At 62.3% G+C, this 19,788-nt stretch carries 17 protein-coding genes; 7 read left to right on the top strand and 10 right to left on the bottom strand.

Annotation, left to right across the window (positions count from 1 at the left end; translation table 11 throughout):
• Window positions 1-205 precede the first annotated feature (205 nt).
• The 3 genes from HBR94_RS10760 to HBR94_RS10750 form a co-directional block, all read right to left on the bottom strand.
• The gene (locus HBR94_RS10760) at window positions 206-2,554 is read right to left on the bottom strand and encodes an FdhF/YdeP family oxidoreductase (protein ID WP_120731248.1); all 2,349 of its coding nucleotides are present in this window, start codon (window positions 2,552-2,554) and stop codon (window positions 206-208) included.
• Entirely contained in the window at window positions 2,551-3,390 is an 840-nt protein-coding gene (fdhD, locus tag HBR94_RS10755; protein WP_170044764.1) for a formate dehydrogenase accessory sulfurtransferase FdhD, read from the bottom strand. The genes HBR94_RS10760 and fdhD overlap by 4 nt, the downstream gene beginning before the upstream one ends.
• Window positions 3,391-3,505: 115 nt before the next feature.
• Window positions 3,506-4,375, bottom strand: a complete 870-nt coding sequence (locus tag HBR94_RS10750) for a LysR family transcriptional regulator (protein WP_057444600.1) — start codon at window positions 4,373-4,375, stop codon at window positions 3,506-3,508.
• Between the two features lie 133 nt (window positions 4,376-4,508).
• Here HBR94_RS10750 and lysM point away from each other — a divergent pair, with 133 nt between their 5' ends.
• Window positions 4,509-4,949, top strand: a complete 441-nt coding sequence (gene lysM, locus HBR94_RS10745; protein WP_057437074.1) for a peptidoglycan-binding protein LysM — start codon at window positions 4,509-4,511, stop codon at window positions 4,947-4,949.
• Window positions 4,950-5,076: 127 nt separating this feature from the next.
• On the opposite strand, the gene yrfG is transcribed toward lysM, so the two are convergent.
• Window positions 5,077-5,739, bottom strand: a complete 663-nt coding sequence (gene yrfG / locus HBR94_RS10740; protein WP_057958005.1) for a GMP/IMP nucleotidase — start codon at window positions 5,737-5,739, stop codon at window positions 5,077-5,079.
• Window positions 5,740-5,830: 91 nt separating this feature from the next.
• On the opposite strand from yrfG, the gene nudE reads away from it, so the two are divergent.
• Window positions 5,831-6,397 carry an ADP compounds hydrolase NudE gene (nudE, locus tag HBR94_RS10735; protein ID WP_057958006.1) on the top strand — a complete coding sequence of 189 codons (567 nt, stop codon included), beginning with the start codon at window positions 5,831-5,833 and terminating at the stop codon, window positions 6,395-6,397.
• A complete protein-coding gene (gene cysQ / locus HBR94_RS10730) occupies window positions 6,394-7,230 on the top strand; it encodes a 3'(2'),5'-bisphosphate nucleotidase CysQ (RefSeq protein ID WP_057958007.1) in 837 nt (278 codons plus the stop codon). Before nudE ends, cysQ begins: the two co-directional genes overlap by 4 nt.
• 81 nt (window positions 7,231-7,311) lie before the next feature.
• On the opposite strand, the gene HBR94_RS10725 is transcribed toward cysQ, so the two are convergent.
• From HBR94_RS10725 to rfbB, 6 genes are read right to left on the bottom strand one after another with little or no spacing between them, the layout of a single operon-like run.
• Window positions 7,312-7,767, bottom strand: a complete 456-nt coding sequence (locus HBR94_RS10725) for a thioesterase domain-containing protein (protein ID WP_170044763.1) — start codon at window positions 7,765-7,767, stop codon at window positions 7,312-7,314.
• A gap of 27 nt (window positions 7,768-7,794) precedes the next feature.
• On the bottom strand, window positions 7,795-9,177 hold the full coding sequence (locus tag HBR94_RS10720) for a sigma-54 dependent transcriptional regulator (protein WP_115127158.1): 1,383 nt from the start codon (window positions 9,175-9,177) through the stop codon (window positions 7,795-7,797).
• Window positions 9,174-10,982, bottom strand: a complete 1,809-nt coding sequence (locus HBR94_RS10715; RefSeq protein WP_057437680.1) for an ATP-binding protein — start codon at window positions 10,980-10,982, stop codon at window positions 9,174-9,176. Before HBR94_RS10715 ends, HBR94_RS10720 begins: the two co-directional genes overlap by 4 nt.
• Before the next feature lie 35 nt (window positions 10,983-11,017).
• Window positions 11,018-11,908: a dTDP-4-dehydrorhamnose reductase gene (gene rfbD, locus HBR94_RS10710; RefSeq protein ID WP_262383385.1), complete on the bottom strand. Its 891-nt coding sequence runs from the start codon at window positions 11,906-11,908 to the stop codon at window positions 11,018-11,020.
• A complete protein-coding gene (gene rfbA / locus HBR94_RS10705) occupies window positions 11,905-12,780 on the bottom strand; it encodes a glucose-1-phosphate thymidylyltransferase RfbA (RefSeq protein WP_057437086.1) in 876 nt (291 codons plus the stop codon). The genes rfbD and rfbA overlap by 4 nt, the downstream gene beginning before the upstream one ends.
• Window positions 12,777-13,859, bottom strand: coding sequence for a dTDP-glucose 4,6-dehydratase (gene rfbB, locus HBR94_RS10700; RefSeq protein WP_057958011.1), 1,083 nt, complete (start codon window positions 13,857-13,859; stop codon window positions 12,777-12,779). Before rfbB ends, rfbA begins: the two co-directional genes overlap by 4 nt.
• 198 nt (window positions 13,860-14,057) lie before the next feature.
• Between rfbB and HBR94_RS10695 the strand changes: the two genes are divergently transcribed.
• The 4 genes from HBR94_RS10695 to HBR94_RS10680 all read left to right on the top strand — a co-directional run bounded on the left by HBR94_RS10695 (window position 14,058) and on the right by HBR94_RS10680 (window position 19,625).
• Complete coding sequence (locus tag HBR94_RS10695) at window positions 14,058-16,967, top strand: aminotransferase (RefSeq protein ID WP_170044762.1); 2,910 nt, start codon at window positions 14,058-14,060, stop codon at window positions 16,965-16,967.
• Between the two features lie 211 nt (window positions 16,968-17,178).
• On the top strand, window positions 17,179-18,057 hold the full coding sequence (gene aguB / locus HBR94_RS10690) for an N-carbamoylputrescine amidase (protein ID WP_057437091.1): 879 nt from the start codon (window positions 17,179-17,181) through the stop codon (window positions 18,055-18,057).
• A gap of 5 nt (window positions 18,058-18,062) precedes the next feature.
• Window positions 18,063-19,169, top strand: a complete 1,107-nt coding sequence (gene aguA, locus HBR94_RS10685) for an agmatine deiminase (protein WP_170044761.1) — start codon at window positions 18,063-18,065, stop codon at window positions 19,167-19,169.
• A 243-nt stretch (window positions 19,170-19,412) separates the two neighbouring features.
• On the top strand, window positions 19,413-19,625 hold the full coding sequence (locus HBR94_RS10680; RefSeq protein WP_057437095.1) for a hypothetical protein: 213 nt from the start codon (window positions 19,413-19,415) through the stop codon (window positions 19,623-19,625).
• The last annotated feature ends 163 nt before the right edge of the window (window positions 19,626-19,788 follow it).

The following is a 19,788-nucleotide window of genomic DNA, read 5'->3' as shown; positions in this document are numbered from 1 at the left end:
TGACGGCGCGATCCTGAGGTTGTCGGAATATTCTTACAATCTAATTCCGACCAGTGGTGCAGGTTGTATACAATTAGCTAAGTTGCTGTTTTATCTAGGGAACTTAAGTCGTTTTTGCCGGTCTTTAGCTACTTCGGGAAGGCCGCTTTTATACAAAAGCGGCCTTTTTTGTGCCCGTAAAAATCGTTCCCAGACATGGAGACGATCAGGCGGTCCGGGCCATGATCAGACCATTGTCGCTGGCCGCTTCCAGGCGAATCGCCACGAACTTGGAAGTAGGCGTATGGCTACCATCCCCAGTGCTTTCCAACGGCACCAGCGGGTTGACCTCCGGGTAATAGGCCGCCGCCTGCCCCGCCGGAATATCGAACGCCAGCAAGGTAAAGCCCTTGACCCGGCGTTCACGGCCATCGTCCCAGATCGACACGATATCGGCCTTCTGCCCCGGCTTGAAGCCCAGGCGGATGATGTCGGCTTCGTTGACAAACAACACGTCGCGCTGGCCCTTGACCCCACGATAGCGGTCATCCAGGCCGTAGATAGTGGTGTTGTACTGATCATGGGAGCGCATGGATTGCATGATCAGGTCGGGTAACTGGCCAGTGGCGCGGGTGCGTTCATGCACCAGGTCCTTGGGCAGGATGTTGGCGCGGAAGTTGGCGCGACCTGACGGCGTGTTCCAGCGGCGGGCGCCGGCGCTGTTGCCCAGGTAGAAACCGCCTGGGTGCTGCACGCGCTCATTGAAGTCCTTGAAGCCGGGAATGGTGTCGGCGATCAAGTCGCGGATGCGGCGGTAGTCGGCCACCAGCCAGTTCCAGTCCACCGGTTTGCTGCCCAGGGTGGCGGCGGCGATGCCGGCGACAATGGCCGGTTCCGATTTCATCAGCTTCGACAGCGGCTGCAATTGGCCGTTGGAGGCGTGCACCATGCTGAACGAGTCTTCCACCGTTACCGCTTGCGGGCCATCGGCCTGGATATCAATGTCGGTACGACCCAGGCACGGCAGGATCAAAGCCTGTTTACCGTGGGCCAAGTGGCTGCGATTGAGCTTGGTGCTGATCTGCACGGTCAGGTCGCAGTTGCTCAAGGCCTGGAAGGTGCGGGGGCTGTCAGGCGTGGCTTGGGCGAAGTTGCCGCCCAGGCCGATAAACACCTTGGCGCGGCCCTCAAGCATGGCGTGAATGGCTTCGACCACGTTATGCCCGTTGTCACGGGGTACCTTGAACTGGAAGCGACGCTCCAGGGCATCCAGGAAGGCCACGGGCGGCCGTTCGTTGATGCCCATGGTGCGATCGCCCTGCACGTTGCTATGGCCACGCACCGGGCACAGGCCGGCACCTGGGCGGCCGATGTTGCCGCGCAGCAGCATCAGGTTGGCGATTTCCTGGATGGTCGGCACCGAATGCCGATGCTGGGTGATGCCCATCGCCCAGCACATGATCACGTTCTTGCCTTTGGCGTACATGCGCGCCGCTTGCTCGATCTCCACCAGGCTCAGGCCGGACTGTTCGACGATTTCATCCCAGGAGGTGTCGTCGATCTTGGCCAGGTAATCCAGCACATTGACCGTGTGTTCATTGAGGAAGTCGTGGTCGAACACTGCTTCCTTGCCTTCGGCCTGGGCCTGGCGCTCCCACAGCAGCAGGAACTTGGCCATGCCGCGCAGGATGGCCATGTCGCCCCCCAGCGCCGGACGGAAATACGCGGTGTTGGTCGGTTTATCACCGTTGGTGAGCATTTCCAGTGGGTGTTGCGGGTGCTGGAAGCGTTCCAGGCCACGCTCTTTGAGCGGGTTGATACACACCACCTGGGCGCCGCGTTTCACTGCTTCGCGCAGCGGTTCAAGCATGCGTGGGTGGTTGGTGCCGGGGTTCTGGCCCCAGACAAAAATCGCGTCAGCGTGTTCGAAGTCGTCAAACGTCACGGTGCCTTTGCCGACCCCCACACTTTGCGCCAGGGCTACGCCGCTGGCTTCGTGGCACATGTTCGAGCAGTCCGGGAAGTTGTTGGTGCCATAGGTGCGCACGAACAGCTGATACAAGTATGCCGCTTCATTGCTGGCGCGGCCCGAGGTGTAGAACTCGGCCATGTCCGGGCTTGGCAGGGCTTGCAGGTGCTTGCCGATCAGGTCGAAGGCCGACTCCCAGCTGATTGGCTTGTAGCGGTCGGTCTCGGCGTCATAGCTCATCGGCTCGGTCAGGCGGCCCTGGTATTCGAGCCAGTAATCGCTTTGCTCCAGCAGGGAGCTGACGCTGTGCTTGGCGAAGAACGCCGCATCCACCCGGCGCTTGGTGGCTTCCCAGTTGACCGCCTTGGCGCCGTTCTCGCAGAACTTGACCATGCCGCTTTCCGGCGAGTCACCCCAGGCGCAACCCGGGCAGTCGAAGCCGCCGTTCTGGTTGGTCTTGAGCATCATGCGCAGGTTTTTCAGCGCGTTATCGCTGGTCAGCCACGCCTGTGCCACGCTGATCAGCGCGCCCCAGCCGCCCGCCGGGCCTTTGTAGGGCTTGTAGCGCGGGGTCGGGGTTTGGTCGGCTTGGTGATGATTGCTCATGGCTGGTACTCCATCGCAGGGCTGTAGACCCGCGGCGCGCTTTTTTGCGGCAGGTGGATAAGATTGAGGTTGTGCCGGCGCGCCCATTGCAGGGCCAGGCCGGTGGGTGACGACAGGCTGACCAGGGTCTGGATGCCCGCGCGCAGGACTTTCTGGATCAATTCGAGGCTGCAACGGCTGGTGACAATCGCCACGCCGCCTTCGGTCGGGATGCGCTGGCGCACCAGGGCGCCGATCAGTTTGTCGAGGGCGTTATGCCGGCCGATATCTTCGCGGCCCAGCAGCAGTTCGCCCTGGTTATTCATGAACACCGCCGCATGCACCGCGCCACTGTATTGGCCCAACGGCTGGAAGGCGCTGATGCGCTGGCGCAAGCCCTCGAGCCAGGCGGCAGGCGGCAGCGGTGCGCCCGGCAAAACCTGCAGGTCCGGCAACGCCTGCTCCACGGCTTCCACGCCACACAGGCCGCAGCCGCTGGTGCCGGCCAGTTGCCGGCGCTGTTGCTTGAGGTTCCAGAAGGCGCGGCTGCAGATCTGCACCTGGGCGTATTGGGCCGAGCCTGCGCCGCTCAGTTGCAGGTCATAGATGTCGCTGATGTCGCTGATGATGCCGCTGCCCAGGCTGAAGCCGACGATAAAGTCTTCAAGATCGGTGGGCGTCACCAGCATCACGGCCTGGCTGATGTGGTTGTAGGCAATCGCCAACGCAACTTCCTCGGCCAGCGCGGTGCTGGCCGATTCCGTGTGGTCGAGGCTGCAATATTGATAACTCTGGCTGGCGGCAGGCGCGGGCGTTGTCAGGGCAGGCGCCGCGCACGCTGGGCGCTGGGCGTTCATCAAGTCTAGTCACCGGCGAAGTGTTCAGAGTGAAGACTAGGCGCGACAAAGGGTCGCGTCTAATCGCCAATACTGATCTACCGATAGATGACGTCGATCAATGCTCCGGTAGCGATTACTGATAAAGCGCGAAACATGCCTCGGCCAACGCCGAACGTGGCGCGCTGCGCCGCATGATCAGCCCCAGCTTGGCCAGGGTTTGCGCGTTTTCGATAGGTTGCAGGCGCAGGTGTTCGGTCAGGGCGTCGAGGCCGCCGTCCAGGGGCATCACCGCACAACACAGGCCGCCATGCACGGCCTGCAGCAACTGATGGACGGCATCGGTTTGCAGCAAGGGGTGTGGCGTCAGGCCGCGGCTGTGGAAGTTATGGTCGATGGACTGGCGAAAATGCATGCCGCTGGTGAGCATGCCCAGGGGCAGCTCGATCAGCGCCTCCCAGCTCAGGGGCTTTTCGCCAAAGCTGAAAAAGCGTTGGTCGTACAACAGGCCCATGCGGGTTTCGTCCAGGGCCAGGGAGTCAAAGCGCTCGCTGTCGAGGCGTTCAAGGTAGGACACCCCCAGGTCCAGGCGATTGCTCGCCAGTTGTTCGAGGATCTGCTCGGAGCTCAACGCCGACAGCTCAAAGCGCAGGCTGGGGTGTTGCCTGTGCAACTGTTGCATCAAGGCCAGCGGATCAAAGCTCGACAGCGGCACCACGCCCAGGCGCAATGTCCCCACCAGGTTGCCTCGGCAGGCGGCCGCTTCGGCCTGCAGGCCGTCATAGGCGGCCAGCACCGTACGCGCCCACGCCAGCACCCGCTCGCCAGGGGCGGTAAAACCCTCGAAACGCTGGCCGCGATTGACCAGCGGCAGCTCCAGCTCTTCTTCCAGGCTGCGCAGGCGCATCGACAGGGTTGGCTGGGTGATGTGGCAGCGCGCGGCCGCCTGGCCGAAGTGACGGGTTTCGTCGAGGGCGATGAGGAATTTCAGTTGTTTGATGTCCATCTTCGCTCCGGGGGCTTATTCCAATGGCGCAGGGATTCTAGCGCGTTTGCGTCATTGGTCGGGCTGGAACCAAGGTCTGTAAGACTGGTCTAGTCTTTGGCATCTGGAAACCCAATCCCAAGGAGAGCGCACTATGAGTCTTTTTAGCTTTATCAAAGAAGCCGGCGAGAAAATCGTTGATCTGTTGACGCCGGGTAATGCAAACGCGAGTGAGCAGTTGAAGGATCACGTTGCCAAGGTCGGCCTGGGTAACCCGAATGTGCAGACCACCGTGGAGGGCGACAAGGTGACGGTGACTGGTGAAGTCGCCACCCAGGAGGAGAAAGAGAAGATTCTGCTGGCACTGGGCAACATTGCCGGCGTGGCGACCGTGGATGACCAGATCACTGTGTCGGGCCCTGTTGTTGCGGCTGCCCGTTTTGTCGTGGTGAAAAAGGGCGACACCCTCAGCGCGATTTCCCTGTCGGTCTACGGCAATGCCAATCTGTACAACAAAATCTTCGAGGCCAACAAGCCGATGTTGTCGCACCCGGACAAAATCTACCCAGGGCAGACGCTGCGTATTCCTGAGTAATACCCGGAGCAACTGAATAATGTGGGAGCGGGCTTGCCCGCGATTGCGGTGTGTCAGTCAGCAGATCTAGCTCTGACCCACCGCTATCGCGGGCAAGCCCGCTCCCACAGGGGCCTCACATCTAGTTTTAGAGCCCGCTGATCAATTCCCGGTAATCCCCGACTGCATCAAACTCCGCCGTATCCTTCGGCCCTTTGCGGCTGTCCGGCTCTTTGACCGCCAGCAAATGCCCCACGCCAAAATCCCGCGCACTGCGCAGGATCGGCAGAGTGTCGTCGATAAACAGGCTGCGCGCCGGGTCGAAGTCGATGTCCGCTTGCAGGGCATCCCAGAACTGCGGGTTTTCCTTGGCAAAACCATAGTCGTGAGAGCTGATCAGCCGCTCGAAATACGGCGCCAACTCAATGCGTTCCAGCTTCAACGACAGCGAATCGCGGTGGGCGTTGGTGATCAGGATCACGCGCTTGCCGGCCTGCTTGATGGCCGCCAGAAAGGTATCGGCGTCCGGCCGCAGGGCGATCAAGTGGGCGGTTTCCAGTTTGAGTTCGCGCACCGGGATCTTCAGTTCGGTGCTCCAGAAATCCAGGCAATACCATTGCAACTGGCCGGCGTTACGCTCGAACAGCGGCTGCAACTCCATCTCCGCCAGGGCAAGGCTCACACCGTGCAGTTCGGCATAGCGCCGGGGCAGGTGTTCCATCCAGAAGTGGTTGTCGAAATGCAGGTCAAGCAGGGTGCCGTCCATGTCCAGCAGGACGGTGTCGATATCGGACCAGGGCAGTGGCGGCATGGTGGGTTCTCAAGCAAGTAAGTAAACATATCCGACACAGACAATCGGAAAAGCCACGGTATAGTAACCCGATCACGCCAAGGAGCCCTCTATGCGCCAGAAACCCACTGTCCTCGCCCGCGAAATTGTCGCCAGTAGCCGTTTGTTCCGCGTGGAGGAAGTGCAACTGCGCTTTTCCAATGGCGTTGAACGGACCTACGAGCGCCTGGTGGGCCGGGGTGCAGGGTATGGCGCGGTGATGATCGTGGCGATGATCGACGCTGACCACGCGCTGCTGGTGGAAGAATACTGCGGTGGCACGGATGAGTATGAACTGTCATTGCCCAAGGGCCTGATCGAGCCGGGCGAAGACGTGCTGGCGGCGGCAGACCGCGAGCTCAAGGAAGAGGCGGGCTATGGCGCCCGGCAGTTGGAGCACCTGACCGAACTGTCCCTGTCCCCTGGCTACATGAGCCAGAAAATCCAGGTGGTGCTGGCCACCGAGCTGTACGAAGAGCGCCTGGAAGGCGACGAGCCCGAGCCGATGCGCGTGGACCGGGTCAACCTGCGCGAGCTGGCACAACTGGCGCAGAACCCGCAGTTCAGCGAAGGCCGGGCCCTGGCCGCGTTGTACCTGGTGCGGGACTTGTTGACCCAGCGTGGAGCCTTCCAGCCATGAGCGAATTGTTCCTCGGCCACCCGTACATTGCCCCGGTGATTGAACTGGCCCGCCAGGCCGGCGAGGTCATCCTGCCGTACTGGCGCGCCAATGTAGCCGTGACGGCCAAGGCGGATGATTCGCCGGTGACCGCCGCCGACCTGGCCGCCCATCACCTGATTCTCGCCGGCCTCACTGCGCTGGACCCAAGCATCCCGGTGCTGTCGGAAGAAGATGCCGATATCGACCAGAGCGTGCGTGCCGGTTGGCAGCGTTGGTGGTTGGTGGACCCGCTGGACGGCACCAAGGAATTTATCAGCGGCAGTGAAGAATTTACCGTCAACATCGCCTTGATCGAACAGGGGCAGGTGGTGTTTGGCGTGGTGTCGATGCCCACCAGTGGCCGCTGCTACTTCGGCGGCGCCGGGCTTGGGGCGTGGCGCTCCGACGTGAATGCCGCACCTCGGCCGATTCAGGTGCGCCAGAAGCCGGCCGCAGGCGAGGCGTTCACCGTGGTTGCCAGCCGCCGCCACACCAGCCCCGAACAGGAGCGCTTGCTCGATGGGTTGAGTGAAGGGCTGGGGGAGTTGAAGCTGGCCAATATCGGCAGCTCCTTGAAATTCTGCCTGTTGGCCGAAGGCAGCGCCGATTGCTATCCGCGCCTGGCGCCGACGTCGCAGTGGGACACCGCCGCCGCCCAGGGTGTGCTGGAAGGCGCTGGCGGCGAAGTGCTGGAGTTGAATGGCCAGCCGTTCAGCTACCCGGCACGCGAGTCGCTGTTGAACCCGTTCTTCCTGGCCTTGCCGGCCAAGGCCGCCTGGCGCGAGCGTTTGCTGACTCTGGCCCGTTCTTGAAGGCAATGCAGATCAAATGTGGGAGCGGGCTTGCCTGCTCCCACACAAGCCCGCTCCCAGATAGGCCTTGGATGATCTTGCCTAGCGGTGCAACACGTACTGCCCGGTAAACGCCACCGCCCGCGCTTCAATGCCCTCATTCACGATCCACGCCTGCAACGCCAGCCGCGCCCGGCCATGGCGCCGGTAGGTCGCCAAAAAGCGCTTCCACACCTTGTCCTCCGGGGCCTGGCAAATCGCCGTGGCGTCCTGGGTGACAGGCAATGGGTAGCTGATCTGCCCTTCCTGAATCACGATATGCCCGTCTTCAATCCCTTCCTCGCGCAATTGCAGGTGCAGCCAGCCCCAGCCCGCCAAGACCGCGCCGCAATACAGGCTGCCGCCGAACATGGTGCTCTTGTGGTTGATATTGGCTTGCAACGGTAAGTGCAGGCGCAGTTGCCGGTCCTGCCAGTCGAGCACCTTGAGGCCCATCTCCCGGGTCAGGGGGATGTCATGGTGCAGAATGGATTCCAGGTAACGGCTATCGCGGCTCATGGCAGTCTCTTGGCAGGGGGGAAAAGGTCAATCGTCGTCAGCGTGGGCGTTGCCGCTGTCGGCAAAGTTCAGGCCGTGCTTGCGTAACTTGTCATGCAGGGTTTTGCGCGGCACGCCCAGGGCTTCGGCCAGGCTGCGCACAGAGCTGTGGGGGCGGCCGAGTTCGGCCGCGATCAGGGCTTTTTCAAAGTGCTCGACTTGCTCGCTCAACCCCCCCGTAGACATCGGTACACCCGGCGCCGGGCCGTCCGGTGCGCTGTCCAGGGCCAGTTCCAGGCCAAGGGCGAAGCGCTCGGCGACGTTTTGCAGTTCGCGCACGTTGCCCGGCCAGTTATGGCGCAACAGCATTGCCCGTTGGCCCGGCTGCAGCTCATGCAGCGGCAGGCCGTGGCGGCTGCTGGCCTCGTCGGCGAAGTGCTGGAACAGCATCAGGGCATCTTCGCCCCGCTCGCGCAGCGGCGGAATACGCAGCGGCGCGACGTTCAGGCGGTAGTACAAGTCTGCGCGAAAGCGCCCTTGGTCGGCGGACTGGCGCAGGTCTTCCTTGGTCGCGGCGATGATGCGGATATCCAGCGGGATCTGCTGATTGCCCCCCAGGCGCTCGACCACCCGCTCTTGTAGCAGACGCAACAACTTGACCTGCACATCCAGGCTCATGCTCTCGATTTCATCGAGAAACAACGTGCCGCCGTTGGCAAATTCGAACTTGCCGATGCGCCGTTTCTGCGCACCGGTAAACGCCCCTGGCTCATGGCCGAACAGCTCGCTTTCGACCACGGACTCGGCCAGGGCGCCTGCGTTGATAGCGACGAAGGGCCCGGTGCGGCGGTTCGACAGGTCATGCAGGGCGCGCGCCACCACTTCTTTGCCGGCACCGGTTTCGCCGAGGATCAGCACGTCGGCGCGGGTCGCCGCCAGCGCGCCAATCTGCTCGCGCAGGCGCAGCATCGGCGCCGACTGGCCGACCAGGCGCGTGCTCAATTGCTGGCGGTCACTCAGGGCCAGGCGCAGGCTGCGGTTGTCCAGCACCAGCCGGCGCAGCGACAAGGCGCGGCGCACGCTGTCGAGCAGGGCGTCGCTGGCGAAGGGTTTTTCGAGGAAGTCATAGGCGCCGGCGCGCATTGCTTGCACCGCCAGTGGCACATCGCCGTGGCCGGTGATCAGCAGTACTGGCAACTCTGGGTCGAGGCTGTGGAGTTCGGTGAGCAGCTCCAGGCCGTCCATGCCGGGCATGCGGATATCGCTGACCACCACCCCTGGCCAATCCCGCGTCAGGCGCGCCGTGAGGCCGGTAGCCTCGCCAAGGGGCAGGACTTTCAGCCCGGCCAGGTCCAGGGTCTGGCACAGGGCCTGACGCAGGTGTGGATCATCGTCGATCAACACCACCTGAATCTGGTTTTCGATAGTCATACACTGCGGTCCTCGGACGGTTGCAGACTGACGCCGGGTGCTCCGGCGCGCAGTTTCAAGGTTATCAGTGCGCCGCCTTCCTTGTGGTTGGCGAACAGCAGTTCACCACCAAAGGCACGCATCAGGGTGTCACAAATGGCCAGGCCCAACCCCAGGCCCTGGGTGCGGGTCTTGGTGGTGTAGAAGGGCTCGCCGGCGCGACCCAGGGCTTCCATGCAGAACCCCGGCCCGTTGTCGCGGATGTACAGGTTGACGCCCTGCTCGGTGGATTCGGCACTCAGCCACAATTTGCGCGGCGGACCCTTTTCGGTCAACGCATCCAGGGCATTGGCCAGCAGGTTGCCCAGCACCTGGCGCAGGCGGGTTTCCCCGGCCTCCACCCACAGGGAGGCTTCTGGCAAGTCGCGGATCAGCTCCACTTCCATGGCCCGCCGGCGTTTGGCCAGCAATGCCAGGGCGTCGTCCAGGGCCGGTTGCAGGGCCACGCTTTCCGGGGCATGCCGGTCGCGGCGGGCAAAGGCGCGCAAGTGGGCGATGATCGAGGCCATGCGCCCGGTCAGCTCGCTGATCAGCTTGAGGTTGCCCCGCGCGTCGTCGGTGCGCTGGTGGTCGAGGAGAATCTCGGCGTTTTCTGCGTAACTGCGAATGGCCGCCAGGGGCTGGTTGAGTTCATGGCTGATACTCGCCGACATGGTGCCCAGCGCCGACAGTTTGCCGGCCTGCACCAAGTCATCCTGGGCGCGCACCAATTCCTGCTGGGCATTTTCGCGCTCCAGCACTTCCTGGCGCAGGCGACGGTTGAGGCCTTCGAGGTCGCTGGTGCGTTCGGCCACGCGCATTTCCAGCTCGCGCCGGGCCTTGGCTTCAAAGGCGATGCGTTCCAGGTAGTGGCGACGGCGCTGCATCATCAGGCCGAGCAGCAGCATCAGCACCAGTAAGGTCGCGCCGCCGACGGCAACCACCGTGCGCACAGGGCGGTCGATCAGGGTGCGCGGCGCAAGAATCTCCACTTTCCAGCCGGTTTCGGCGATTTCGGTGGATTGGCGCAGCCAGGCATTGGAGCTGAAAGTCAGGGGCTGTGGATCGCGGGTCGGGTAGGGCTGGATCGCGACGATCGCCTGGTGCTCGGCCTCGGTCAGTGGCCGGGTCGCGCGAAAACGCCATTGTGGGCGTGAGGTCAGGATCACCACGCCGTTGTGGTCGGTGACCAGCAGCTGCTCGGGGGTCTGCCCCCAGAGACTCTCGGTGTGGTCCAGGTCGACCTTGACCACCAGCACGCCAATCACATGTTCGTCTTCGCGCACCGCAGCGGCGAAGAAGTACCCGCGCTTGGCCGAGGTGGTGCCCAGGCCGAAGAAACGCCCCAGGCGCCCGGCCATGGCCTCACTGAAATACGGACGAAAGGAAAAGTTACGGCCGACGAAGCTGTCCTGTTTGTCCCAGTTCGAGGCGGCCAGGGTCTTGCCACGGGTGTCCATCAGGTACATCACTTCCACGCCCGCCTGGGCTGACACCTCCTTGAGCAACTGGTTGGCGGCGACCAGGTTGGTGCTGATGTGAGGCGCTTCCAGGGCGGTACGCAAGGCCGGCAATTCGCCGAGGATTTGCGGCAGCACTTCGTAGCGGTGCAGGGTGCCCAGCAGGTTGGCGACGTACAGGTCGAGGGTCTGGCGGTTCTGCCCGGCCAGCTCGCTGCGGTAGTAACGTTCGGCCAGATGCTCCAGCGGCCACAGCAGCGGTGCCAGGCATAACGCCAGCAACGCCAGGCTGCGCCAGCGGGGTCTTCGTGGAAGGGGTGGAGTCATGTAAGTCTGCGCCTGTGGGTACAGGCGCATTATGCCTAGTGCTGCAGTGCAAGACACTCGCGCAATGCTTCGCGCCATTGCGGTTGGCCGACGTGCCATTGTTGTTGCAGGCGGCTGCAGTCCAGGCGCGAGTTCAACGGGCGCTTGGCGGGCGTGGGGTAGTCGCTGGCGGGAATCCCTTCCAGCTCGGCGCACGCCTTGCCTTCGGCCAGCAGTTGCTCGCCAATGGCCTGGGCAAAGCCGAACCACGAGGTCTCGCCCTGGGCCGTCAAGTGATAGACGCCCCAGTCCCCGGCCTGGCCGTCCTGCCAGCGCTCGATCAGTGCCCGGGTGCTGTTGGCGATGGTCCCGGCCCAGGTCGGCGCACCGATCTGATCGGCGACGATACGCATCTGCGGTTTTTCCTGGAGCAGGCGCTGCATGGTCAGCAGGAAATTCTTGCCGTGGCTCGAATACACCCAACTGGTACGCAGGACCAGGTACTGACCGCCCACCGCCGCGATGGCCTGCTCGCCCGCCAGCTTGCTCTGGCCGTAGACACCCAACGGGTTGGGCGCATCGTCCTCGGTGTAGGGCGTCGACTTGCTACCGTCAAACACATAGTCGGTGGAGTAGTGGATCAACGGGATGCCCAGGGCCTTGGCTTCTTCGGCGAGGATGCCGGGCGCCGTGGCATTGATCGCGAAGGCCACCTCGGGCTCGTTCTCGGCCTGGTCGACAGCAGTATGGGCCGCCGCGTTGATGATCAGCCCAGGGCGATGGCTGCGCACCTGTTGGCGGATCTGCTCGGGGTTGGCCAGGTCGAGCTGGTCGCGACCGAGCACGACCAGTTCACCCAGGCCCTGGAGCCGCAGTTGCAGCTCGCGGGAAACCTGGCCGTGTTGGCCGGTGATGAGGATTTTCAACGGTGTACCGCTCACATTCATTGGGTTTCCCCTGCGAGGGAGAACAGGTACTGGCCATAGCCAGTCTTGCCGAAGTATTTGGCCCGCTCCAGCAGATGGTCGCGGTCGATCCAGCCGTTTTCGTAGGCGATTTCTTCCAGGCAAGCCACTTTCAAGCCCTGGCGGTGCTCGATGGTCTGCACATAGATCGAGGCTTCCAGGAGGCTGTCATGGGTGCCGGTATCGAGCCAGGCGAAGCCACGGCCGAAGCGCTCGACATGCAGGTCGCCGCGCTTGAGGTAGGCATTGTTGACGTCGGTGATCTCCAGCTCGCCGCGTGGCGAGGGCTGGACGGCCTTGGCAATCTTGACCACATCGTTGTCATAGAAGTACAGGCCGGTCACGGCATAGCTGGACTTTGGCTTGGCGGGTTTTTCTTCGATGGAAAGCGCGCGGCCTTCACCGTCGAAATCAATTACGCCGAAGCGCTCCGGGTCCTTGACCCAGTAGCCGAACACTGTGGCGCCGGATGGACGCTTGGCGGCGGCGCGCAGTTGCTCGCTGAAATGCTGGCCGTGGAAGATGTTGTCGCCCAGGATCAGGCATACGGGGTCATTGCCGATGAACGCTTCGCCGATCAGGAAGGCCTGTGCCAAACCATCGGGCGAGGGTTGCTCGGCATAGCTGATCTGCACGCCGAACTGGCTGCCGTCGCCCAGCAGGTTACGGTATTGCGGCAAGTCCACCGGCGTAGAAATCACGAGGATCTCCTTGATTCCGGCGAGCATCAGCACGGAAATCGGGTAGTAGATCATCGGTTTGTCGTACACCGGCAGCAACTGCTTGGAAACCCCCAGGGTAATGGGGTGCAGGCGCGTCCCGGAGCCACCGGCCAGTACGATTCCCTTCATCATGCAATCAGGTCCTTCGCTTCGGTGTTGCCGAGGCGTTCGCCCTGATAACTGCCGTCCTGGACCCGGCGGCACCATTCCAGGTTATCGAGGTACCACTGCACGGTCTTGCGCAGACCGCTCTCGAAGGTTTCTTCCGGGACCCAACCCAGTTCGCGCTCGATCTTGCTGGCGTCGATAGCGTAGCGCTGGTCATGGCCTGGACGGTCCTTGACGAAGGTGATCAGGTCGGTGAACTGGGCAACGCCGGCCGGACGCTGTGGCGCCAGCTCTTCGAGCAGTGCACAGATGCCACGCACCACGTCGATGTTCTTTTGCTCGTTGTGCCCGCCGATGTTGTAGGTCTCGCCCACTACACCTTCGGTGACTACTTTGAGCAGTGCGCGGGCGTGGTCTTCGACAAACAGCCAGTCACGTACTTGCAGGCCATCGCCGTACACCGGCAGGGCCTTGCCTGCCAAGGCATTGAGGATCACCAGCGGGATCAGCTTCTCGGGGAAGTGGAACGGCCCGTAGTTGTTCGAGCAGTTGGTCAGCAGCACCGGCAAACCGTAGGTGCGCTGCCAGGCGCGAACCAGGTGGTCGGACGCGGCCTTGCTCGCAGAGTAAGGCGAGCTGGGCGCGTAAGGCGTGGTTTCGGTGAACAGGTCATCCACACCATGCAGGTCGCCATACACTTCGTCGGTGGAAATGTGATGGAAGCGGAAGGCGCTCTTGGCCGGCTCTGCCAACTGTTGCCAATAGGCGCGAGTGGCTTCAAGCAGGCTGTAGGTGCCGACGATGTTGGTCTGGATAAAGTCCGACGGACCGTCGATGGAGCGGTCGACATGGGACTCGGCCGCCAGGTGCATGATGGCCTGGGGCTGGAAGCGTGCCAGCACTGCGCTGACGGTGGCCTGGTCGATGATGTCGGCCTGGACGAACTCATAGCGGCTGTTGGTCGCGATGCTGGTCAGCGACTCAAGATTGCCCGCGTAGGTCAGCTTGTCGAGGTTGAGAACTTCATGTTCAGTGTTTTGAATCAAATGGCGGATCAGTGCGGAACCGATAAAACCGGCACCACCGGTAACAAGAATACGCATGTCGAGAGGCCTTTTCCTTAGACGGACATTGAGCGAATGGGGCATAGCTTGCGGGCTTGCGATGGGCGGTGCAAGGGGCGGTGGTCAGATTGGCCCGGCTTGCGTGCTCAAAGAAGACCATCACAATGGGCTAGGGTTGCATCCGACCTATTAACAATGGCGATATAAGCGCCGGACAAAAAAACCAGGGGCCGTCACATGTTGCTCGATACATTGATCCACCGCGCCAGTTTGCCGTGCCCTCAAGTCGGGCCGGAGCAAGCCTTGCAGTTGCTTGAGCAACATTACGGCCTCAGTGGCACGCTGCAGTCCCTGGGCAGCCAGCAAGACCTCAATTACCGGGTCGACAGTGACCGGGGCCGCTTCGTCCTGAAAATCTGCCGTGGCGAGTATGCTGCCGTCGAGCTGCACGCCCAGCACGCCGCCCTGGCGCACCTGCAGGCACAGGCGGCGGTTCGGGTGCCCACGGTCATCAGTACCCTTGATGGCGAGCAACTGCTGAGCCTGACGGTCGCCGGGCAGGCGGTGCACCTGCGGTTGCTGGACTATATCGACGGCCAGCCGCTGACCCACCTGCCGCACCTGGGCCGTGAGCTGATCGCCGGGTTTGGCCAGCTGTGCGGGCAGATGAGCCGGGCATTGGCCGGCTTCGCCCATGAGGGCCTGGAGCGCACCCTGCAGTGGGACCCGCGCCACGCCCTGGAACTGATCCGTCATTTACTCTCGACACTCGACAACCTGCCCCAGCGTACGGCCCTGGAACAGGTCGCCGCCCAGGTCGAGCAGCGCCTGCGCCCCCTGGCCGAGCAATTGCCGTGGCAGGCGGTGCATATGGATATCACCGATGACAACGTGGTGTGGCAGCGGGATGCTGAGCGGCATTGGCAGGTGCAGGGCGTTATCGACTTCGGTGATTTGGTGCATACCTGGCGGATTGCCGACCTGTCGGTGACCTGCGCCGCTTTACTGCACCACGCTGACGGCGACCCGTTTGCGATCCTGCCGGCGATCCAGGCCTGTCACGCATTGACCCCTTTGCAACCCCAGGAATTGCAGGCGTTGTGGCCGCTGATTGTGGCCCGTGCGGCGGTTCTAGTCCTGAGCAGCGAACAGCAGCAGCGCCTGGACCCAGATAACTCTTACCTGTTGAAGAATGCCGAGCACGAGTGGGAAATTTTCCACGTTGCCACCTCGGTGCCGTTTGAATTGATGGAGGCGGCGATCCAGGCGTGCGTCGGTGCAACCCCCAAACCAGTGGCCGGCGAAGGCTTTGCCCCGCTGCTGCCGGGCCTGGTGGGGCGCGAGTTCGCGCTGATCGACCTGGGTGTACTCAGTGAACATTTCGAAGCCGGAAACTGGGAAACCCCTGGCATCGACCAACATCTATTGCAGCAGGCTGCAACGGTCCACGGCTTGGCGGCCAGTCGTTATGGCCAGTATCGCTTGTCCCGCACGCGCCCGGACTGCGCGAGCGAACCGCACACGTTCGCTCTGCACGTCGAACTGTATGTGCCCCAGGGCAGCGTCGTAGAGGCGCCGTTCGCCGGCATCCTGCGCTGCACCGCCGATGGCGTATTAAGTCTGCATAGCGCGCAACTGAATGTACGGCTACAGGGCCTGAAAAATGCCTTGCAACCCGGTGCCGCGGTGCTCAAAGGCCAGGTCCTGGGGGAGGCGTGCGGGGCATTGACCGTGCAACTGTGCCGGGTTGACCTTGATCCGCCATTGTTCTGCACGCCGTCCCGCGCTGCGGCCTGGCAGGCGTTGTGCCCATCGCCGGCGACGCTGCTGGGCCTGGCCTGTGACGCCGAGCCGGAGGTGGATCCAGAAGCCTTGCTGGCCCGGCGCGATGCCAGCTTCGCCCGCTCGCAGAAGCACTATTACGTCGACCCGCCGCGCATCGAGCGTGGCTGGCGCAATCATCTGATCGACATGCAGGGCCGCTCGTACCTGGACATGCTCAACAATGTCGCGGTACTGGGCCACGGCCATCCGCGCATGGCCCAGGTGGCGGCGCGGCAGTGGTCGCTGCTCAACACTAACTCGCGTTTTCATTACGCCGCAATTGCCGAGTTTTCCGAGCGTCTGCTGGCGCTGGCGCCCGAGTCCATGGACCGCGTGTTCCTGGTCAACAGTGGCACCGAAGCCAACGACCTGGCGATCCGCCTGGCCTGGGCCTACAGCGGCGGGCGCGACATGCTCAGTGTGCTGGAGGCCTATCACGGCTGGTCGGTGGCGGCCGATGCGGTGTCCACCTCGATCGCCGACAACCCCCAGGCCCTGAGCAGCCGGCCCGACTGGGTGCACCCCGTGACCGCGCCCAATACCTATCGCGGCGAATTCCGTGGCCCGGACACTGCACCGGATTACGTGCGCAGCGTTGAGCACAACCTGGCGAAAATCGCCGCCAGCCAGCGCCAGTTGGCGGGCTTTATCTGCGAACCGGTATATGGCAATGCCGGTGGCATCTCCCTGCCACCGGGCTATTTGCAGCAGGTGTATGCCCTGGTGCGCGCCCAGGGTGGGGTGTGTATCGCCGATGAAGTGCAGGTTGGCTATGGGCGCATGGGCCATTTCTTCTGGGGCTTTGAAGAGCAGGGCGTGGTGCCGGACATCATCACCATGGCCAAGGGCATGGGTAACGGCCAGCCGTTGGGTGCGGTGATTACCCGCCGGGAAATCGCCGAAGCGCTGGAGGCTGAAGGGTACTTCTTCTCGTCCTCCGGCGGCAGCCCGGTCAGTTGCCGGATTGGCCTGGCGGTGCTGGATGTGATGGAGCAAGAAAAACTCTGGGAAAACGCCCAGGTGGTCGGCGGGCACTTCAAGGCGCGGCTCGAGGCGCTGATCGAGCGCCATCCGCTGGTGGGGGCGGTGCATGGCTCGGGCTTTTATCTGGGGCTGGAGTTGGTGCGGGACCGGCAGACTCTGGAGCCGGCGACGCAAGAAACCGCCAAGCTGTGTGATCGCTTGCGTGAGCTGGGGATTTTTATGCAGCCGACCGGGGACTATTTGAACATCCTCAAGATCAAGCCGCCGATGGTCACGTCTAAACGCAGTGTGGATTTCTTTGTCGACATGTTGTCGAAGGTGTTGGATGAAGGGTTGTAACCCCCTTCAATAAATTGAAAAGCTCCCACAGTTGATTGGGGTTTCACTTTTAAAGCCGATTGTTATCGGTAATATTTTGAGTTTTTTAGATAGTCGGATGTTTGCGCGCTTTAAAAGCCGATTTTTATCCGCTATAAAGTCGCGCAGCATTCCCCTTTCTGTCATCGGCTCTGGTTATCCTGGCCGCTGACCACCGCCCAGGAGATGATTCATGAGCCGTATCGTTACCGTCGCCGCTACCCAGATGGCTTGTTCCTGGGACCTTGAAGCCAATATCGAGACCGCTGAAAAGCTGGTCCGTGAGGCCGCCGCCAAAGGCGCGCAGATCATCCTGATCCAGGAACTGTTCGAAAGCCCGTACTTCTGCCAGAAGCCGAACCCGGACTATCTGCAACTGGCGACCTCGGTTGACGACAACGTGGCCATCAAGCACTTCCAGAAAATCGCCAAGGAACTGCAAGTGGTGCTGCCGATCAGCTTCTTCGAACTGGCTGGCCGTGCGCGTTTCAACAGCATCGCGATCATCGACGCCGACGGCTCCAACCTCGGGATTTATCGTAAAAGCCACATCCCGGATGGCCCTGGCTACCACGAAAAGTACTACTTCAACCCGGGCGATACCGGCTTCAAAGTGTGGAACACCCGCTACGCGAAGATCGGCGTGGGCATCTGCTGGGACCAGTGGTTCCCGGAATGCGCCCGCAGCATGGCGCTGCAAGGTGCAGAGATCCTGTTCTACCCGACCGCCATCGGCAGCGAGCCACACGACAAGACCATTTCGTCCCGCGACCACTGGCAGCGCGTGCAACAAGGCCATGCCGGCGCCAACCTGATGCCGCTGATCGCCAGTAACCGCATCGGCAACGAAGAGCAGGACGGCTACGACATTACCTTCTACGGCTCGTCGTTCATTGCCAACCAGTTCGGCGAAAAAGTCGAAGAGCTCAACGAAACCGCAGAAGGCATCCTGGTGCACAGCTTCGACCTCGATGAGCTGGAGCACATCCGCAGCGCGTGGGGCTCGTTCCGTGATCGCCGGCCGAACCTGTACGGCGCGCTCAAGACCCTCGACGGTTCCCTGGAGTCCTGATCGCCATGACCACTTTGCACAGCACGCCTCGCGCTGACGGCTTTTATATGCCAGCCGAGTGGGCGCCCCAGACCCAGGCCTGGATGGTCTGGCCCGAGCGCCCCGACAACTGGCGCCTGGGCGGCAAGCCGGCGCAGGCGGCCCATGCGGCAGTGGCCAAGGCCATTGCGCGTTTTGAACCGGTGACGGTTGCGGTCTCCGCCGGCCAGTACGAAAACGCCCGGGCGCGCCTGGATGTGCCGAATATCCGAGTGGTGGAGATGTCCAGCGACGATGCGTGGGTACGCGACAGCGGGCCGACCTTCGTGATCAATGACCAGGGTGAAGTGCGTGGCGTGAACTGGGATTTCAACGCCTGGGGCGGGTTTGACGGTGGCTTGTATGCGCCGTGGAACCGCGATTCCCAGGTGGGCGGCAAGATCCTTGAGATCGAGCGCAGCCCGCGTTATCGCACCGAAGGTTTTGTGCTGGAGGGCGGCTCGATCCACGTTGATGGTGAAGGCACGCTGATCACCACCGAGGAATGCCTGCTTAATCGTAATCGCAACCCGCACCTGGGCCGCGAAGAGATCGAAGCGGTCCTGAGCGCCAACCTGGCTGTGGATAAGATCATCTGGCTGCCCGACGGTCTGTTCAACGACGAAACCGACGGCCATGTGGATAACTTCTGCTGCTACGTGCGCCCGGGCGAAGTATTGCTGGCGTGGACCGACGACCCGCAAGACCCGAACTATGCGCGCTGCCATGCCGCCATGGACGTGCTGCAAAACAGCACAGACGCCAAGGGCCGCGCGTTTATCGTACATAAAATGCCGATCCCGGGGCCGTTGTACGCCACTGAGGAAGAGTGCGCCGGTGTTGATCCGGTGGACGGTTCCCAGGAGCGTAATCCGACCGTGCGTTTGGCCGGTTCGTACGTCAACTTTCTGATCGTCAACGGCGGCATTATCGCGCCGAGTTTTGATGACCCGCTGGACAGCCGCGCCGAGGAAATCCTTCAGGGCCTGTTCCCGCAACATGAAGTGGTGATGGTGCCAGGTCGTGAACTGTTACTGGGGGGCGGCAATATCCACTGTCTGACCCAACAACAGCCCGCGCCGCACAAAAACTGAGTGCACTTGTAACAGGCGATTTCGCCGTACGACGGCTGATCGCCAGCCACTGCACTGGGCAATAACAGCGAGCCCACGGCCCATTGGGGCCGTGGGCTTTTTTGTGTGTGCAAGCCCGTAAATCGGGCTTATTGGCATAGCTCTTGTATCGGCGTTGTGACAGTGATCGGGGTTTGTGACTGCACAGTTCTGTCATAAACCTTGAGTAAGTTAGCCGCTCAAGCAGTAGGAGAGAGCGCTGAAATGAACGCCGATATCAACCTGGTCTATACACGCGCGCCCCATCCTTCGGTCGTGCGAGGTGACGCGATTCACACGCTGGCACTTTGGTTGAAGGCAAACGGCTCGCGCCGGATCCGGCAGGCTGATCCACGCAGGGTGATGAGTGAGCGCTACCCGCTGGGGTTGTTCAGTGAGGATGAAGTGCAGGTGCTGTGCGAATTGATCCGCAACTGACTGACACTGATCTGCAAGTGTGGGAGCGGGCTAGCCCTAATGCCAGTCAGTTAAGCGCAGATCCCCTGTGGGAGCGGGCTTGCTCGCGAAAGCAGTGGGTCAGTCAACATCAATGTTGGCTGGGCCGACGTCTTCGCGGCGATGCGGCGATCCGACAAGCCCG

This window comes from Pseudomonas sp. WS 5412 (genome assembly GCF_012985615.1).
Lineage (GTDB): Bacteria > Pseudomonadota > Gammaproteobacteria > Pseudomonadales > Pseudomonadaceae > Aquipseudomonas > Aquipseudomonas shahriarae.
This window is presented reverse-complemented; position numbering and strand designations above follow the sequence as displayed.

Excerpts from the sequence above, each read along its gene's own strand:
- lysM (WP_057437074.1), top strand. The coding sequence starts at position 4,509 with ATGAGTCTTTTTAGCTTTATCAAAGAAGCCGGCGAGAAAATCGTTGAT.
- fdhD (WP_170044764.1), bottom strand. The coding sequence starts at position 3,390 with ATGAACGCCCAGCGCCCAGCGTGCGCGGCGCCTGCCCTGACAACGCCC.
- nudE (WP_057958006.1), top strand. The coding sequence starts at position 5,831 with ATGCGCCAGAAACCCACTGTCCTCGCCCGCGAAATTGTCGCCAGTAGC.
- aguA (WP_170044761.1), top strand. The coding sequence starts at position 18,063 with ATGACCACTTTGCACAGCACGCCTCGCGCTGACGGCTTTTATATGCCA.
- HBR94_RS10760 (WP_120731248.1), bottom strand. The coding sequence starts at position 2,554 with ATGAGCAATCATCACCAAGCCGACCAAACCCCGACCCCGCGCTACAAG.
- rfbD (WP_262383385.1), bottom strand. The coding sequence starts at position 11,908 with ATGAATGTGAGCGGTACACCGTTGAAAATCCTCATCACCGGCCAACAC.
- HBR94_RS10725 (WP_170044763.1), bottom strand. The coding sequence starts at position 7,767 with ATGAGCCGCGATAGCCGTTACCTGGAATCCATTCTGCACCATGACATC.
- HBR94_RS10750 (WP_057444600.1), bottom strand. The coding sequence starts at position 4,375 with ATGGACATCAAACAACTGAAATTCCTCATCGCCCTCGACGAAACCCGT.
- HBR94_RS10680 (WP_057437095.1), top strand. The coding sequence starts at position 19,413 with ATGAACGCCGATATCAACCTGGTCTATACACGCGCGCCCCATCCTTCG.
- HBR94_RS10695 (WP_170044762.1), top strand. The coding sequence starts at position 14,058 with ATGTTGCTCGATACATTGATCCACCGCGCCAGTTTGCCGTGCCCTCAA.
- rfbA (WP_057437086.1), bottom strand. The coding sequence starts at position 12,780 with ATGATGAAGGGAATCGTACTGGCCGGTGGCTCCGGGACGCGCCTGCAC.
- aguB (WP_057437091.1), top strand. The coding sequence starts at position 17,179 with ATGAGCCGTATCGTTACCGTCGCCGCTACCCAGATGGCTTGTTCCTGG.
- HBR94_RS10715 (WP_057437680.1), bottom strand. The coding sequence starts at position 10,982 with ATGACTCCACCCCTTCCACGAAGACCCCGCTGGCGCAGCCTGGCGTTG.
- yrfG (WP_057958005.1), bottom strand. The coding sequence starts at position 5,739 with ATGCCGCCACTGCCCTGGTCCGATATCGACACCGTCCTGCTGGACATG.
- cysQ (WP_057958007.1), top strand. The coding sequence starts at position 6,394 with ATGAGCGAATTGTTCCTCGGCCACCCGTACATTGCCCCGGTGATTGAA.
- HBR94_RS10720 (WP_115127158.1), bottom strand. The coding sequence starts at position 9,177 with ATGACTATCGAAAACCAGATTCAGGTGGTGTTGATCGACGATGATCCA.
- rfbB (WP_057958011.1), bottom strand. The coding sequence starts at position 13,859 with ATGCGTATTCTTGTTACCGGTGGTGCCGGTTTTATCGGTTCCGCACTG.